Raw genomic sequence first — 17,180 nt, 5'->3', positions numbered from 1 at the left:
AAGCTTGACGGAAGGGAGCTCGATGAATTTACTGGGTGCGTTTTCAAAGGTTTCCGAGGGCATTTTTTGCACCGACGCACCGCTCGTCTGTTTCTCCCATCTGCGCTGGGATTTCGTGCTCCAGCGGCCGCAGCATCTCATGCAGCGCTTCTCAGCCGATCGGCAGGTCTTCTTCTTCGAGGAATATATCCCGACCGACCACCATCTGGCGTATCTCGAAATTCACCCCTTTGCCGGCACCACGGTCAAGGCGATCCGTCCGCGCGTGCCGCATTGGTGGAGCGAGAGTGAGCGCGAGACCGCACTTGCGCGCCTGCTTGATGATCTCCTGGCGCTGCAAGGCGGCCGGCAGCCGATTCTCTGGTTCTACACGCCGCTGATGTTTGCCTTTGCCCGCCATGTGGATGCGGCAGCGGTCGTCTACGACTGCATGGATGAGCTTGCCAACTTCAAGTTCGCACCACCGCAGTTGAAGGCCATGGAACAGGCGCTGTTGGCTCGAGCCGACGTTGTCTTCACCGGCGGCGACAGCCTCTACGAGGCGAAGCGGGACCGTCACGACAACGTTCATGCTTTCCCCTCCAGCGTCGATGCGCATCATTTCCGCAACGCCCGCAACGGTCAGGCTTCGCCGCCGGATCAGGCCGGCATCAAGGGTCCCCGCCTCGGTTTCTACGGCGTGATAGACGAACGGCTCGACCTTGCGTTGATCCGCGATATCGCCGCCGCCCGTCCAGACTGGTCGTTCATCTTCCTTGGGCCCGTGGTCAAGATCTCGCAGAACGATCTGCCCCGAGCGGCCAACATTCACTATCTCGGGCAGAAGACCTACGCCGAGCTGCCAGCCTACCTTTCAGGCTGGGATGTGGCCATGATGCCCTTTGCGCTCAATGACGCGACCCGCTTTATCAGCCCCACCAAGACACCGGAATACCTTGCCGCTGGCCGACCGGTCGTCAGCACACCGATAACGGACGTCGTTCGTAGCTATGGCGAAGTCCCCGGCGTTTACATTGCAGGGGATTCAAGAAGCTTCGTCGAAGCCTGCGCCGCGGCGCTGGCTCTGTGTCAATCGTCCGAGCCCTGGCTGGAATCGGTGGATGCTCTTCTCGCCCGCTCATCCTGGGATGATACGGCGCGAAAGATGCGCCTGCTGATCGAGCAGTCCATGAGCGCACCTGCACCCCTGCCTGCCGAGGCGACCGGACCGTTCGTGGCGCGGGCAGCACCGGAGCAGCCGACACCCCATGCCTGAGCAGCCCGCAAGACGCCCGCGCATCGTCCTTGCAACCGATAGCCGTGACCCCTCGGGGCTGGGCGAGCACATGCTGGCACTGGCCCGTGGATTGCAGCGGGATCACGACGTCATCATCGCAGCCGATACCGAGAGCGCCGACCGTCTTCTCGCCAAGGCTGCGCGGCAGGGTCTTGCCGTCAAGGATTTGGCGTCTGCTGACGAATTTCAGGTGTGGCTGCAACAGACAGACATAGATCTGCTGCATGTCCATGCCGGCATCGGCTGGGAAGCCCATGCCCTTGCAGCATCGGGCATCGCAACGGGCATTCCCGTCATCCGGACGGAACACCTGCCCTATCTGCTGACCGACCCGGACCAGAAGGCGCATTACAGCGCGGAAACCGCTGCCCTCGCCCACCACATCGTCGTGTCCGAAGCGTCGCGCGAAACCTATGTCGGCAATCATATCGACCCATCGCGCATCACAGTGGTCCGCAACGGCATCTTCTCGCTCGAACCGAAAGCCTTGGCGGAGCAGACGATCGCGGCCATGGACATCGCCGGGCGCACCGTCCTCCTCTCGGTCGCACGCTTTTCCGCCCAGAAGGATCACGCCTCCCTGATCCGCGCCCTGCCCGCGATCATCGCCAACCACCCCACCGTCATTCTTCTTCTGGTCGGATCCGGAGAAGAACAGGCGCGCGTGGAAGCCTTGGCGACGGACCTTGGCGTCGCCCATGCCGTGCGTTTCCTTGGCCACCGCGACGATATCGCGGATCTCGTTGCGGTAGCCGATCTCTTCGTTCTCCCCTCTTTGTTCGAGGGCCTGCCGCTTGCCGTGCTGGAAGCCATGTCGCTGGGCGTACCCGTGGTTGCCACGCGGATCGGCGGCACCGTCGAGGCGTTGGGCGAGGATCACGCTTTCTTCGCTGAGCCCGGGCATCCCTCCTCGCTCGCCGAGATGATCGCCCAGGCTCTCGACGATCCCGCCAAGCGCGCGGCCGTCGGACAGGCAGGGCGCGACCGCTTCCACCAGCATTTCTCCGCCGCGCGTATGGCCGCGGAAACCGCCTCCGTCTACCGGCCGTTCCTCACGCCGAACTCATCCCTGCAAAAGGACCACTCCATGCAAAAGACCCGTCTCGGCTTTATCGGCGTCGGGGGCATCGCCCACCGCCATCTCGACATCCTTGCAAGCTTCGAGGATGTCGAACTGGTCGCCTTTGCCGATCCGGATGCGGCGCGGGCCGATGCCGCAGCCCGTCGCTTCGGCGCGAAATCCTTCACCGGCCACCGCGAGATGCTGGAGAACGAAAGCCTCGACGCCGTCTACGTCTGCGTACCGCCCTTTGCCCATGGCGAGCCGGAGCGCGACCTGATCGCCCATGGCATTTCCTTCTTCGTGGAAAAGCCGGTCTCGCTCGATATCGCCCTTGCTGAAGAGATCGCGGCGGGCATCGCGGCGAAGAACCTGGTGACGGCGGTCGGGTATCACTGGCGCTATCTCGATACGGTCGAGGAAGCACGTGCGCTGCTGGCCGATAACCCCGCGCAGCTCCTGTCGGGCTATTGGCTGGATTCGACGCCCCCGCCGCAATGGTGGTGGAAAGAAGACAAGTCCGGTGGCCAGATGGTCGAGCAGACCACGCACCTTTTGGATCTCGCTCGCTTCCTGATCGGTGAGGTGACGGAGGTTTATGGCCGTGCCGGCCATGCCGAACGTCAGGAGTTCCCCGGTCTCAATGTGCCAACCGTCAGCACCGCCAGCCTTACCTTCCAGTCAGGCGTCGTCGCCAACATCGCCTCGACATGCCTCCTCGGCTGGAGCCATCGCGTCGGTCTGCACATCTTCGCCGACAAGCTCGCCATCGAGCTCACCGATCGCGACATCATGGTCGATGTCGGTCGTGGCCGGCCCGTCCGTCAGGCGGACGGCGATCCGGTCTGGCGCGAGGATCGCGACTTCATCGATGCGGTGCGCGGCGGCGAGAATCGCATCCGCTGCCCCTATGCCGACGCCGTCGCCACGCACCGCCTGGCGCTGGCTGTGGTCGCTTCGTCACGCAGCGGCCAGCCTGTCCATCTCGACCTCCCCAAGATCACCCGGACACCGCCGGCACCGCTCCAGTTCCAGCCGCGACCGGAGGAAGCACCGCGCGGAATGCCGCCCGGTCATCGCAAGATCCGTTCGCTCGGCATCGAAGCTCCGGGCCGCGCCTATGTTCTCGAATATGAGGAAGGTCCGCCCGCCGATGGCCAGGTGCGGCTGGAAACGCTCTATACAGGCCTTTCCGCCGGCACCGAGCTCACGTTCCTGAAGAATACCAATCCTTATTTCCGTTCGCGCTTCGATGCCGGCCGGGGCGTCTTCATCGAGAACGAGCCGGACCTCCATTATCCCGTCCCCTTCCTCGGCTATATGGAAGTCGCGCGCGTGTCAGAGTCTCGAGCCAACGGCTATGCCGAAGGCGACGTGCTGGCGACGACCTATGCCCACAAGACCGGCCATACAGCCGACCCGTACCACGATGTCCTCGTGCCCATGCCGCCGGAGGTCGATCCGCTCCTCGGCGTCTTCGTCGCACAGATGGGGCCGATCGCCGCAAACGGTATTCTCCATGCCGACGCCGAAGCCATGGGCACCCAGGTCTCGAACCTCGGCGCCGGCGTTGCCGGCCGTCCCGTGCTGGTCATCGGCGCCGGCACCGTCGGCCTGATGACGGCGCTGTTTGCCCGCAAGCTCGGGGCTTCCGATGTCGTCATCACCGACCCTTCGGATTTCCGCCGCGCGAAGGCCGAGGCCATGGGCCTCACCGCCATGACGGAGGACCAGGCCTGGCAGCACGCCAAGGCCCGCTGGCATGATGGCGGCTTGGGTCGCGGCGCCGATCTCGTCTTCCAGACACGAGCCCATTCCGGCAGTCTCCAGACCGCGCTGAAGGCCCTGCGTCCCCAGGGAACCGTCATCGACCTCGCCTTCTACCAAGGTGGTGCGGACCATTTGCGTCTTGGCGAGGAGTTCCACCACAACGGCCTCAACATCCGCTGCGCCCAGATCAACCGCGTGCCCCGCGGCCTGTCGGCGCTCTGGAACCGCCAGCGTCTGGCGAATGAAACGGTCGATCTCCTGCGGCATGACGGGGCTGCGATCCGTGAGCACATGATCACGCATGTGGTGCCGTTCGAGGATGGTCCGGCCTTCCTTCAGGATCTCGTGGAGCATCGCCCCGACTTCCTGCAGGTCGTCTTCAAGGTCGGCGCATGATGCAGACGGCACAAGAGGCAGCACCGGGCGACCCGCCGATCCGTATCCTCTTCGTCTTCGCCTGGCTGGTCGTCGGCGGAGAGGAAACCGAAGTCCGGCTTCTGGCAAAGGCGCTCGATCCCGCGCGCTACCGCATCGATGTCGTCGCCTGCTTCCGCAAGCCCGGCATGCCGGAGCAGACACACGAGCAGTTGCGGGAACTCGGTGTTTCCGTCGACACAGCCCCTTACGCCATGTCGTTCGAGGATACCGTCTCCTACCTCGCCGGTAAGGTGCCCGGCTATGACGTTGTGGTCTCCTGCCAGAACGTCGCCGATATCTACCCGGCGCTGGAGCGCCTGCACATCCGCCCGCCGCTGATCGAGCATGGCGGGCTCGTGTCCGAGGCCTTGGCGGGGCCGAAGCATCTGACCACGCGCTATGTCGGCGTCTGCCGATCCATCCGTGATGCCGCAGCCTCGCGCATGCCGGGGCGCGAGGCGGATGCGATCGAAATCCCTTCCATGGTCGATCTCGCAGCCTTCGATCCGTCGCAGCGGGCATCGATGCGCGCGAAACTCGGTATCTCCGACGGCCATATCCTGATCGGCTGGATCGGGCGGCTCGATCCGAAAAAGAACGTCAAGGACGTCATCGAGGCGGCAGCGCTCCTCAAGGCCGAAAACGCCGATGCCCGCTTCGTCATCGTCGGCGGGCCGGATGCGTTCATGCCGGAATATGCAGTGGAGCTGCAACAACGCGCTGCTGCCCTCGGGCTGTCGGATGTGCTCCAGTTCCTTGGCGACCGGAAGGACATTCCGGACCTGCTCCAGGCGTTCGACATCTTCGTGTGGCTGTCGCGCGGCGAAGGCATGCCGCATGTCATCGCGGAGGCCGGTGCTGCCGGTCTGCCGGTCATATCAACGCCCGACAACGGCGCATTGCAGCAGATCGAGGACGGCACCACCGGACTCATCGTCCCCTATGACGATCCGGCATCCGTCGCCGATGCCGGTCGCCGTTTGATATCGGACTCGAGCCTTCGCCGGACACTCGGCAGTGCTTTGCGCGAGAAGGTCAAGCGCCTCTATTCCGTGGAAGCCGTCGTACCGCAGTGGGAGCGCCTTTTCGAAGATGTCGTTGCGACGCGCACGCCCCGCGGCCCCACCGGTCTTTTCCGGTCATTCGTCCAGGGCGGGTTCGAGTGCTCGACGCATCGCCTGCGCCCGACGCAGGAGGAGCCACTCGGTCCCCGGCTCGACATGATCGACGACATCGGCCACGACATCCATGCCGAGCGTGACTATCGCCAGCTGCGAGAGCACGGCATCCGCACGGTGCGCGACGGCTTTCGCTGGCATCTGATCGAGAACAACGGCACTTTCGACTGGTCGAGCGTGCGGCCCATGCTGCAGGCGGCTGCGCGCTCAGGCACGCAAGTCATCTGGGATGTGCTGCATTATGGCTGGCCCGACGATATCGATATCTGGACGCCCCATTTCGTGGATCGCTTCGCCCGGTTCGCCGGCGCCTGCGCGCGCATCGTGCGGGAAGAGAGCGACGAGATCCCGTTCTATTGTCCGGTCAACGAAATCTCCTTCTTCTCCTGGGGCGCGGGCGATGCCGGCTATCTCAATCCCTTCGCGCACGGCCGCGGCTTCGAGCTGAAAGTACAGCTAGCCCGGGCAGCGATTGCCGGAATGGATGCCATTCTCGCCGTCGATCCCCGTGCCCGCTTCGTGCATTGCGATCCCGTGATCAACGTCATTACCGACCCATCGAGACCCTGGGAAGCCCAGGTCGCCGAAGGTCATCGCCAGTCGCAGTTCCAGGGATGGGATCTTCTGAGCGGCCGCATGTGGCCACAGATCGGGGGCGCCGAGCGCTATCTCGATGTCATCGGCGTCAACTACTACTTCAACAACCAATGGATCCATGGTGGCCCGCCGATCGATATCGGCCACCCGCTCTACAAGCCGCTCCGGACCATCCTCATCGAAACCTATGCCCGCTACGGCAAGCCGATGATGATCGCGGAAACCGGCATCGAGGATGACCGTCGCGCCGCATGGTTCACCTATGTGGCACAGGAGGCTGTGGCCGCCATGAAGGCCGGCGTGCCGCTCGAGGGCCTCTGCCTCTACCCGATCGTCAACCATGCCGGCTGGGATGACAAGCGCGCCTGCCAGAACGGCCTCCTCTCCGCCAGTATTGCGGCAGAGGGACGACGCGTCCACGAGCCACTGGCCGCCGCGATCGCAGCCTTCCTAAAGGGAGACGGCGCTAGGCTGCAGGAGGATGTACGGCCGGACTCCGGCGAAAGGATGATTCAACAAAGTCAGGCCCTGCGCGCCTGACCGGCAGCGGATGAGAACTCAAGATCAACGACGATGACACCGTCCGGCCCGCCCTTGGTATGGGCGACGATCCGAGCACCGGCGGCTTGATGATGCGGATCGACCAGATAGGCATCGCGTACAGCCGCGCTGTCGAAGTCGAACCAGAACGCATCGTTGAAACCGCGCATCATCTCGGTCTCGACGCTGACATTCGGGCCGGCATGAAAGGCACGGATGCCATCGACATGTCCCTTAAGTGCCTTGAGTTCCTGATAGATCGACTGCTTGTCGGCTTCCGAGACGCTGTCCTTGAATTTCAAAAGCACGATATGCCGGATCATCGATGATCTCCTCCCCATCCCGTTTTTCGTCGAAACGACATAAGGCTGGCGCCAAGGAAGCGCCAGCCTTGAGAGCAAAAGACAACTCTATTCTCAGCTGATCTGGGGCAGCGCCCCGATCAGCTTGTCGAGCGTCACCGGATAGTTTCTGACCCGAATGCCAGTTGCATTGTAGACGGCGTTGTTGATCGCCGCCGCCACGCCGCACAGCCCCAGTTCGCCTACGCCCTTCGCCTTCATCGGCGACGACATCGGGTCGGTCTCGTCCATGAAGATGACCTCCTGGTGCGGAATATCCGCATGCACGGGCACTTCGTAACCGGCGAGATCGTGGTTGACGAAGAAGCCGCGCTTCTTGTCAACCGCAAGCTCTTCCGACAGGGCGCCACCGACGCCCATGGTCATCGCACCGATGACCTGACTGCGTGCCGTCATCGGGTTGAGGATGCGGCCGGCCGCGCAGACGGCGAGCATGCGCCGGATACGGACCTCACCGGTGGCGATATCGACCCCGACCTCCACGAAATGCGCGCCGAAGGTCGACTGCTGCTTCTCCTCGGAAATATCGCCATACTCGATCGTATCCTCGACGACCAGCGGCGCCTCCCGAATGGCATCGGCCAAGGGCACGCGCCGGTCGCCCGAGATCACCATGCCGTCGGCAAAGTCGATGCTTTCGGCATTGAACCCGAGCGATTGGGCAACGGCCTCCCGCATCTTGACGCAGGCCGCGTAGACGCCGGCCGTGGCGCTGTTGCCGCCCCACTGCCCGCCCGAACCGGACGACACCGGAAAGCGGGAATCGCCGAGATTGACGGCGACGCGGTCGAGCGGCAGGCCCAGCATTTCCGCCGCGGTCTGGGCAATGATCGTGTAGCTGCCGGTGCCGATATCCGTCATGTCGGTCTCGACAGTGAGGACACCGTCGCGATCGAACTTCACGCGGGCACCTGACGGCATGACCATGTTGTTGCGGAACGCGGCCGCAACGCCCATGCCCACCAGCCAGTCGCCATCCCGCACCGCGCCGGCGCGCGTGCTGCGCTTGTCCCAGCCGAAACGCTCGGCGCCGAGCTTCATGCAGCCGACGAGATCGCGGTGCGAGAAGGCCTTCTCCGGTTTTTCCGGATCGACCTGCGTATCGTTGAGGATGCGGAAGGCGACCGGGTCCTGCCCGAGCTTTTCCGCCATCTCGTCCATGGCGACTTCGAGCGCCATCAGGCCGGGTGCCTCCCCCGGGGCGCGCATGGCGTTGCCCTCGGGAAGATCGAGCACGGCAAGCCGCGTCGCTGTCATCCGGTTTGCACCGGCATAGAGCAGCCGCGTCTGCTGCACCGCGGCCTCCGGGCTGCCGCCTTCCAGATCGCCCGACCAGCTTTCATGCGCGATCGCCGTGATCTTGCCGTCCTGCCCGGCCCCGATGCGGATGCGCTGGATCGTTGCCGGCCGGTGCGTGGTGTTGTTCATGAGGAACGGCCGGGGCAGCGCCACCTTGACCGGCCGACGCGCCGCACGCGCGGCCAGCGCCGCCAGCACCGCATCCGAACGCAGGAAGAGCTTTGCCCCGAACCCGCCACCGATGAAGGGCGACATGATGTGGATCTTCTCCTTGTCCATATCGAGCGCAACGCTCAGATCGGACCGCCACCAGTCGATCATCTGGCTCGACGTCCACACCGTCAGCGCATCCCCGTCCCAAGCGGCGATGGAGGCGTGCGGCTCCATCATCGCATGCGACTGGTCGGGCGTCGTATAGGTCTGGTCGAACTGGACGGTCGCCGCCTCGAAGGCCGGCGCGAAATCGCCCGCTGCCGAATCCGGCTCTCCATCCTCGGGCTTCTTGGCGCCTTCCATCGACGCCTCGAGGTCGAACGCACCCTTCGTCTCTTCGTAGTCCACCTTGATGAGATGCGCGGCAGCACGCGCCTGCTCGAAGGTCTCGGCAACAACGACCGCGACCGCCTGATGATAGTGGTGGATCTCACGTCCGCCAAACAGCTTGGCGGTATTGCGCTTGGCGGTCTTCAGGTCCGGCATGCTGTCGCTGGTCACGATCGTGATGACGCCGGGCGCTCGGGCGGCGGCCGACACGTCCATTGCGCGGATGCGGCCCTTGGCGATGGCGGCACCGAGCGGGTAACCATAGGCATAGGACAAGGCGTCGTCGTGCCACTCATAAGCATATTTCGCGCGGCCGGTCGTCTTCAGCTGCCCGTCGATGCGCTCTATCGGCTTGCCGACCACCGTCATGCGGTCGATCGGGTTCTGTGTTGCAGGTGTGTCGAACTTCATGATCTCAACCCTTCGCTTCGGCAAGAACAGCGCCAAGCGTCCGCTCGACCAGCTTCACCTTGTAGGCATTGTGTTCCGTCGGCTCAGCGTCGAGCAGCAGGCGGCGCGTCACACGGCCGGCACCGCTCGGCAGATCCTCGTCCGCCGCATCGAGACGCCACGGCTTGTGCGCCACCCCACCGACGGCAACGCGACCGGTGCCGTCCGGCTGGATCACGGCGCCGACGGAGATGAGCGCGAAGGCATAGGACGCACGGTCGCGAACCTTCCGGTAGATCTGCTTGCCGCCGATCGGCTTCGGCAGCACGACAGCGGTGATGATCTCGCCCTTCTTCAGCTCCGTTTCGATATGTGGCGTATCACCCGGCAACCGGTGAAAGTCGGCGATCGGAATGCTGCGCTTCGCACCGTCCGCGCCCACGGTCTCCACCACGGCATCGAGCGCCCGCATGGCAATCGCCATATCGCTCGGATGCGTGGCGATACAGGAAGAACTAATACCGACAATACCCAGCTGCCGGCTAAAGCCGTCGATGGCGGAACAGCCGCTGCCCGGCTGGCGCTTGTTGCAGGGCTGGTTGGTATCGTAAAAGTAGGGACAGCGCGTCCGCTGGAGAAGATTGCCCGCAGTGGTCGCCTTGTTGCGCAGCTGCCCGGAGGCACCAGCCAGAAGCGCGCGCGACAGCAGGCCATAGTCGCGCCGCACCCGTTCGTCGGCAGCCAGATCGGTGTTGCGGACGAGCGCCCCGATTCGCAAGCCGCCCTCGGGTGTCGCCTCAATCGTGTCGAGCCCCAGCGTGTTGACGTCGATCAAATGGGTCGGCGTCTCGATTTCGAGCTTCATCAGGTCGAGCAGGTTGGTGCCGCCGGCGATAAAGCGCGCGGCATCATGGCTCGCCGCCGCTTTGGCCGCGGCTTCGACGGAGGTTGCACGCTCATAGGTAAAGGACTTCATGCCGGCCTCCCCGCGACGTCCGCAATGGCGTCGACGATGTTGGAGTAGGCCCCGCATCGACAGAGGTTCCCGCTCATCCGCTCGCGGATTTCTTCCAGGCTGAATTCGACCTTGGCTGTCAGATCGCCGGTCACGTGGCTCGGCATGCCCGCCTTGATTTCCTCGAGCACAGCGACCGAAGAACAGATCTGCCCCGGGGTGCAATAGCCGCACTGGTAGCCGTCATGCTTGACGAAGGCGGCCTGCATCGGGTGAAGGTTGCCGGGCTCGCCGAGACCCTCGATTGTCACCACCTCGTCGCCCTCGTGCATGATGGCGAGCGACAGACAGGAATTGATCCGCCGTCCGTCCACCATCACCGTGCAGGCGCCGCATTGGCCGTGGTCGCAACCCTTCTTGGTGCCGGTCAAATGCAGATGCTCCCGCAGCGCATCGAGAAGCGTCGTGCGGTTGTCGACCGATAAGGTCTGGTCCTGGCCGTTGACCTTGAAGGAGACGCTGGAGGTCTCGCCGGCCGGCATGCCGGTCACCTTTGTGCCGGCAGGCACTTGTGCCTGTGCCCGGGCCTTGGAGGCGACGCCGCTCACCGCGACGGTTGCTGCTGAGGCCATCAGAAGATCCCTCCGGGATAGATCAAGGTCGCCCTGATTTAGCATTTTCTGCTCCATGTTCTTATGAGATTTCCGCGACATGGCATTGCGCGGATCCATAAGCCGGAGCTAGGGCGGAGCGTAAGGCAGACCAGTCCTCTGGTGCCTGCCTCGTGGCCGGAAGGCGATCACAAAGGCGACATTGCCGGGCGTCAGCCCCGTGTATCCGGCTCCGGCTCGGCCGTGGCGAGCGAGGCCTGTGCATCGGGTGACACGACGGCGGAAGGCAGCGGCGTGCCGCGTTTGCGCTCCCGCATCAGCGTCAGCAGGCCGGAAAAGACGATGAGCGCGATGCCGCCCGCCATCGGCAGGTCGATCGTGTCGTCGAAGATGAAATAGCCGAAAAGGATCGCCCAGATCATCTGGCTGTATTGCGGCGGCGCCACGAGGTTTGCCGGTGCCATCCGCGCCGCCGTCATCAGCAGCGCGTTGCCGGCGGAGCCAAGAATGCCATAACTTGCGATGAAGACCCACTGCATCGGCGTCGGGATCGCAATGTTCGACAGCATCAGAAGACCGCTGACGACGAGAACGCCCAGAAGGCCTGCGCCATAGAGCGACATCCGTTTTTCCGTCGGCCCCATGCCCCGCAGGATGACGATGGCGATGGCGGCGCTCAACCCGCCGATGGCACCCGCGAGATGCCCGACCGAAAGCTCGCGAAAGCCTGGCCGCAACACGATAAGCACACCGATGAAGCCGACGATGACGGCCGTCCAGCGTTGCCAGCGCACGTCCTCCTTCAGGAAGATGACGGAAAGGATCGTGACGAAGGACGGCAGCAGGAACAGAAGACAGAAGGCCTCCGCCATCGGCAGTTTGGTGAAGGTGATGATCGACGCGATGGAGCCGATGGCACCGCAGGCAAAGCGCAGCAGCCAGAGCGTACGGTTGGAGGTTCGAACGATATCGAGCCAGGAATCCTCCCGCGCCTTGATCAGAGGCAGGATGACCAGCCCGAAGACGGCGCCCGCAAAGGCGACCTGATAGGCGGGAATGGCGCCGTCGATGAGTTTGACCGAGGCATCGCTGAACGCGAACACAGCATAGGCGATGAACGCGATGACGACACCGCGAAGGGAAGACTGGGAGACGGGCATGATGTCGAATCGCAAAGGAGGAGGGTCTGCCTGCCATAGCCCGAAAGCTTTGCTGCGCACAGATGCGGATCGAAAGACGATCAGCGTTTGCGCAACCCGTCGACGAACACGTCGACCATCCGAAGTGCCGTCGGCTGCCAGTCCGTCGGCCCGTGGCTGTAGAAGATGCCGAGCAGGGTCCGCAGCAACTCGTCCGGCGACACGTCGTCCCGGATCATGCCTGCCGCGGTCGCCCGTTCGAGCAGAAGATCGATGGCGCCGATCATGCGCTCGTAGGAATAGGCCTTGAGCTCGGACGAGCCGACGACGGCCAGCTGCAGACCTTCGATCATCCCCTTCTTGGTCGCGACAAGGCGGACATTGGCCTGAAGCCAGGATTTGAGCGCCGCGACCGGGTCGTCCTCCGTCGAAAGCTCCCGGGCGAGATCGGCGAGAATGTCCACTTCATGCCGGTAGACGGCATCGAACAGCGCCTCACGTGTCGGGAAATGCCGGTAGAGGGTGCCGATACCGACGCCGGCTTCCCGGGCCACGGCCTCGAGGCTCGCCTGCGCCCCGCCGAGCCGGAAGATGGCGGTGGCCGCCTCCAGCAAACGTTCCCGGTTGCGAACCGAATCTGCCCGCGGCTTGCGGCTTGCTTTTGTACTTTGCTGGTCCATCTGCTTACTCGTTGCCCGCAACTTGCGCATGTGCCCTTGCTAAACGGAGGAACCCTCCGTATATTGCATATCACATCGAGGCAGCGTCGACCGGAACGCCAATCCCTCGTGCGACGGTTCAACAGCATCCGTCCCATCTCGTCAAAGCGTTCACCGCGCCTGCGGTCCTATTCCATACACCACAATCCTGACTGGAGCACCCCATGCCTTTCTCCATCAGCCTCACCGTCAATGGTCAGCCGAACAGCATTGCGCTCGATGATCCGCGCGTAACGCTGCTCGACCTCCTGCGCGAGCGGCTTCACCTCACCGGCACCAAGAAGGGCTGCGACCGCGGCCAGTGCGGCGCCTGCACCGTTCTGCTCAATGGCCGGCGCATCAATGCCTGTCTGACGCTGGCCGCAAGCCTCGACGGCAGCACCGTCACCACCATCGAAGGCCTTGCCGACGGTACCGACCTACACCCGGTTCAGGCAGCCTTCATCGCCTGCGACGGCCTGCAATGCGGCTACTGCACGCCGGGCCAGATCATGAGCGCGGTCGGTCTCCTGTCCGAGGGCCATGCCGGCGACGATCCGGAGCGTGTGCGCGAACTGATGAGCGGCAATATCTGTCGATGCGGAGCCTATCAGGGCATCACCCAGGCCGTGCTGGAGGCAGGCCACGTTCTCTCGCAGAAAACCGTGGGGCCAAACACAGGGTTACAAGAAAGCGGGAGGAACGCCGCATGAACCGCTTCGATTTCATCCGCCCGGCAAGCCTCGCCGAGGCCGTGACGGCCGCAGCCGTCCCGGGATCCGTCTATCTCGCGGGCGGCACCAACCTGCTCGATCTGATGAAGATCGGCGTGACCCGTCCGGAACGCGTGATCGACATCAGCCGGCTTCCGGGCCTCGATCGTATCGAGTGGCTGCCGGACGGCGGCGTGCGCATCGGCGCGCTCGTGCGCAATGCGGACCTTGCCTACGACACCCGCTTTGCCACCACCTACCCCGCCATCGCGGAGGCCCTGTTGTCGGGCGCCTCTGCACAGCTGCGCAACGCCGCGACGGTTGGCGGAAACCTCCTGCAGCGAACGCGCTGCGCCTACTTCCAGGATACCGCCAGCGCCTGCAACCGGCGCGAACCCGGCTCCGGTTGCGACGCATTGCACGGCGAAAACCGCCTCCACGCCGTTCTCGGCTGGACAGAACAGTGCATTGCCACGCACCCCTCGGATTTCTGCGTGCCTCTGGCAGCCCTCGGTGCCGTGGTCGAGATCCAAGGTGTCGAAGGACGCAAGGACATCCCGATCGAGAACCTCCACAGCCTTCCCGATGCCACAAGCGCACGGGAGTCCGCACTTCTGCCGGGCGACCTCATCAGCGGCCTGCGCCTGCCGCCCGAGGCTGCTGCCTTTTCTGAAAATGCCCGTTACGTGAAGTTGCGGGAGCGCGCTTCCTATGCCTTCGCGGTGGTGTCCGCCGCCGCCATGCTTGACATGGACGGCGACACGATCCGCGCAGCAAGGCTTGCGCTCGGCGCCGTCGCCGCCAAGCCCTGGCGTGCGCATGCGGCGGAGGCAGCGCTCGTCGGGCAACGCGCAACGCGCGAAGCCTTCGAGAAGGCCGCGACCGCAGCCCTCGCGGACGCACGACCCTCCGGCGACAACGCGTTCAAGATCACGCTCGCCAACCGCATCCTCGTCCGCGCGCTGACGCTCGCTCACGAGGGCACGCCGAAGGTCATGCCCGCCCTCCCCGCCTCGCCATTCCCGGAACAGCACATTCCCGCACCGAAGGGAGATCTTCATGTCGCCTGAAAAACAGCCCGCCACCAGCCGCTACGGCTCCAATGCCGGCCAGCCGCTCACCCGCCGCGATGGCATCCTCAAGGTCACGGGCCGCGCAACTTATGCGGCCGACAATCACCCCGAAGGCCTGTTGTACGCCGTCATGGCCGTCAGCCGTATTGCCCGCGGCCGTGTCCGCTCGATGAACGTGGATGCCGCCAAGGCCCATCCCGGCGTCGTCGAGGTGCTGACGCCGGCCAATCGTCCGCCGCTGTTCCACGATCCGAACGAGAAGATGCCGCCCTTCGGCTTTCGCGTCGAGGTGTTGCAGGACGATAGCGTCCGATACGTCAATCAGCCGATCGCGCTGGTGATCGCCGAAACGCTGGAAGCCGCCACCGAAGGTGCTGCCCTCCTCGATCTGCAATACGACACCGAGCCGGCCCGCGTCGGACGGGAAACCGGCATTCGCTTCGACCCTCCGGCTGTCGGCATCGGCGGTCCGCCGAAGACGGCACATGGCGATATCGAGGCGGGTTTCTCGAACGCCGCCATCACCGTGGAAGCCGAGGTCGAGACGCCGCCGCAATACCACAACACCATGGAACCGCATGCCGTGGTCGCGGAATGGGACGGCGACCGCGTCGTTCTCGACATGCCGAACCAAGCGCTGGCGCTGAGCTGCGCGTCCTATGCCGCCTTCTTCGGCATTCCCGTTGAAAACGTGACCATCCGCTCGCCCTTCCTCGGCGGCGGCTTCGGCTCCAAGGCGATCCTCAACGGGCCGCAAATCCTGGCGATCCTTGCGGCCCGCATGCTGAACCGTCCGGTCAAGCTGGCGCTGACCCGCGCCCAGATGTACGGCCCGGTCGGTCACCGCGGCCAGACGTGGCAGAAGCTGCGGATCGGCATGAAGAGCGACGGCACGCTCACCGCCCTGCATCACCGCTCGCTTTCGGCCACCTCAGCCTTCGACGACTTTCTGGAGCCTGCAGCTAACGCATCTCTGCCGCTCTATGCGAGCCCTGCTATCCTGGTCGAGCATGAAGGGATGCGGCTCGATACGGGTACCCCCGGCCCCATGCGCGCACCCGGGGAAGCGTCCGGTTCCGCGGCTCTCGAGGTCGCGATCGACGAGGCGGCGGAGGCTTGTGGCATGGATCCGCTCGCATTCCGGCTCAAGAACTATGCAGAAACCGAGCCGGCGACGGGAAAGCCCTTTTCGTCCAAGGCGCTGCGTACCTGCTACGAGGAGGGGGCCGCCCGCTTCGGCTGGTCGCGCCGACCGCTGTCGGCAGGTCAGATGCGGGATGAAAACGGGCTGCTGGTCGGCTGGGGCATGGGCACTGCCGTCTTCGGTTGTCCGCATTTTCCGGCAGAGGCCCGGGCGACGCTGCGCGCCGACGGCACGGCACTGGTGGAAACCGGCGCGGCCGACATGGGCCAGGGCGCATGGACCGCACTCGCCCAGATTGCCGCCGAAGCTCTGGGTCTCGATCCGGATCATGTCGAGTTCCATTCGGGCCTCTCGACCCTTCCCGACGCCGGCATCGCCGGCGGATCGGGCCACACCGCCAGCGCCGGTCTCGCCCTCAATCAGGCCGGCGGCGACGCCATCGCGCAACTGTCCGACCTTGCCGTCAACGATCCCGCGTCCCCCCTTTTCGGTGCCGGCAATATCGGGCTCACCGCTCGCAACGGCCGCCTTTATCGTCGCGACGACGAGAGCCGCAGTGAAAGCTATGCAGAGATCCTCGCCCGCTCTGGGAGAAGCGATGTCGTCGGCACGGCAAAGTCGAACCGCGACCCGACTGTCGCGGCCGGCCATGCGCTGTATTCGCACGGCGCCGTCTTTGCCGAGGTGAAGATCGACCCCGATCTCGGACAGATCCGCACCACACGTCTCGTCGGTGCCTTTGCCGCCGGCCGCATCATCAACCCCCGACTGGTGCAGAGCCAGTATTTCGGCGGCATGATCTGGGGCATTTCCTTTGCCCTTCACGAAGAAGCGGTGACGGACAAGCGGACGGGGCGGATCATGAACGCCGACCTTGCCGAATATCATGTGCCGGTCAATGCCGACATCCCCCCGCTCGAGGCCATCCTCGTCCCGGAAGATGACGCGATCGTCAACCCGATCGGCGTCAAGGGCGTCGGCGAAATCGGCATCACCGGAACCGTCGGCGCCATCGCCAACGCCGTCTGGCACGCGACGGGAAACCGCATCCGCAAGTTTCCGATCCGTATCGAAGACGTGCTGTCCAAGGGATAAGGCGCCCGTCATCACGCCCTACCAGACATGGCGCTGCGAATGCGCCCTTGCAGACGTTTGTCTCTGGCAAGAGGGAACCCTCGTTTCTCAACGAGCGATCAATTCTGGAGGATAATACGGGCCGCATCCGGACGCTTGCAGGCCCCAAGTGTAAAAAGCCCCACGAGGGGGCTTTATTGGTATTGCATAGATGTTTGGTTGCGGGGGCAGGATTTGAACCTGCGGCCTTCAGGTTATGAGCCTGACGAGCTACCGGGCTGCTCCACCCCGCGGAAGGGATTGGGACTGAGGATGTGTGAGAAGATGGAATGTTTGCCTTT

At 64.3% G+C, this 17,180-nt stretch carries 11 protein-coding genes, 1 tRNA gene and 1 pseudogene; 6 read left to right on the top strand and 7 right to left on the bottom strand.

The features are described from left to right. Positions 1-22: 22 nt before the first annotated feature. The 3 genes and pseudogenes from G8E10_RS19160 to G8E10_RS19150 form a co-directional block, all read left to right on the top strand. Positions 23-1,171 (top strand): annotated as a pseudogene (locus tag G8E10_RS19160) (glycosyltransferase family 1 protein); the annotation flags it as partial. A gap of 76 nt (positions 1,172-1,247) precedes the next feature. Then, a complete protein-coding gene (locus tag G8E10_RS19155) occupies positions 1,248-4,502 on the top strand; it encodes a glycosyltransferase (protein WP_167130351.1) in 3,255 nt (1,084 codons plus the stop codon). Continuing rightward, positions 4,499-6,838, top strand: coding sequence for a glycosyltransferase (locus G8E10_RS19150; RefSeq protein WP_281517683.1), 2,340 nt, complete (start codon positions 4,499-4,501; stop codon positions 6,836-6,838). Before G8E10_RS19155 ends, G8E10_RS19150 begins: the two co-directional genes overlap by 4 nt. Here the strand turns inward: G8E10_RS19150 and G8E10_RS19145 are convergent. The 6 genes from G8E10_RS19145 to G8E10_RS19120 form a co-directional block, all read right to left on the bottom strand. Next, entirely contained in the window at positions 6,820-7,161 is a 342-nt protein-coding gene (locus G8E10_RS19145; protein WP_167130350.1) for a Dabb family protein, read from the bottom strand. The two genes, G8E10_RS19150 and G8E10_RS19145, sit on opposite strands and share 19 nt — an antisense overlap. 93 nt (positions 7,162-7,254) lie before the next feature. Next, positions 7,255-9,453: an aldehyde oxidoreductase molybdenum-binding subunit PaoC gene (gene paoC, locus G8E10_RS19140; RefSeq protein ID WP_167130349.1), complete on the bottom strand. Its 2,199-nt coding sequence runs from the start codon at positions 9,451-9,453 to the stop codon at positions 7,255-7,257. Positions 9,454-9,457: 4 nt separating this feature from the next. After that, entirely contained in the window at positions 9,458-10,408 is a 951-nt protein-coding gene (locus G8E10_RS19135; protein ID WP_132715166.1) for an FAD binding domain-containing protein, read from the bottom strand. Continuing rightward, on the bottom strand, positions 10,405-11,076 hold the full coding sequence (paoA, locus tag G8E10_RS19130) for an aldehyde dehydrogenase iron-sulfur subunit PaoA (protein WP_207901558.1): 672 nt from the start codon (positions 11,074-11,076) through the stop codon (positions 10,405-10,407). Before paoA ends, G8E10_RS19135 begins: the two co-directional genes overlap by 4 nt. Before the next feature lie 134 nt (positions 11,077-11,210). Then, positions 11,211-12,158, bottom strand: coding sequence for a DMT family transporter (locus G8E10_RS19125; protein WP_167130348.1), 948 nt, complete (start codon positions 12,156-12,158; stop codon positions 11,211-11,213). 80 nt (positions 12,159-12,238) lie between these two features. After that, the gene (locus G8E10_RS19120) at positions 12,239-12,817 is read right to left on the bottom strand and encodes a TetR/AcrR family transcriptional regulator (protein WP_167130347.1); all 579 of its coding nucleotides are present in this window, start codon (positions 12,815-12,817) and stop codon (positions 12,239-12,241) included. Positions 12,818-13,020: 203 nt separating this feature from the next. On the opposite strand from G8E10_RS19120, the gene G8E10_RS19115 reads away from it, so the two are divergent. From G8E10_RS19115 to G8E10_RS19105, 3 genes are read left to right on the top strand one after another with little or no spacing between them, the layout of a single operon-like run. Then, positions 13,021-13,548 carry a (2Fe-2S)-binding protein gene (locus G8E10_RS19115; protein ID WP_167130346.1) on the top strand — a complete coding sequence of 176 codons (528 nt, stop codon included), beginning with the start codon at positions 13,021-13,023 and terminating at the stop codon, positions 13,546-13,548. Continuing rightward, entirely contained in the window at positions 13,545-14,618 is a 1,074-nt protein-coding gene (locus G8E10_RS19110; RefSeq protein WP_167130345.1) for an FAD binding domain-containing protein, read from the top strand. Before G8E10_RS19115 ends, G8E10_RS19110 begins: the two co-directional genes overlap by 4 nt. Beyond that, a complete protein-coding gene (locus G8E10_RS19105) occupies positions 14,608-16,860 on the top strand; it encodes a xanthine dehydrogenase family protein molybdopterin-binding subunit (protein WP_167130344.1) in 2,253 nt (750 codons plus the stop codon). The genes G8E10_RS19110 and G8E10_RS19105 overlap by 11 nt, the downstream gene beginning before the upstream one ends. A gap of 195 nt (positions 16,861-17,055) precedes the next feature. Here G8E10_RS19105 and G8E10_RS19100 read toward each other — a convergent pair. Next, a tRNA-Met gene (locus tag G8E10_RS19100) sits at positions 17,056-17,132 on the bottom strand. Positions 17,133-17,180: the final 48 nt, after the last annotated feature.

Origin of the sequence: Ferranicluibacter rubi (assembly GCF_011603255.1) — a bacterium.
GTDB lineage: Bacteria > Pseudomonadota > Alphaproteobacteria > Rhizobiales > Rhizobiaceae > Ferranicluibacter > Ferranicluibacter rubi.
The sequence above is the reverse complement of the archived record's forward strand: the minus strand, read 5'-3'. Positions and strand labels throughout refer to the sequence as shown.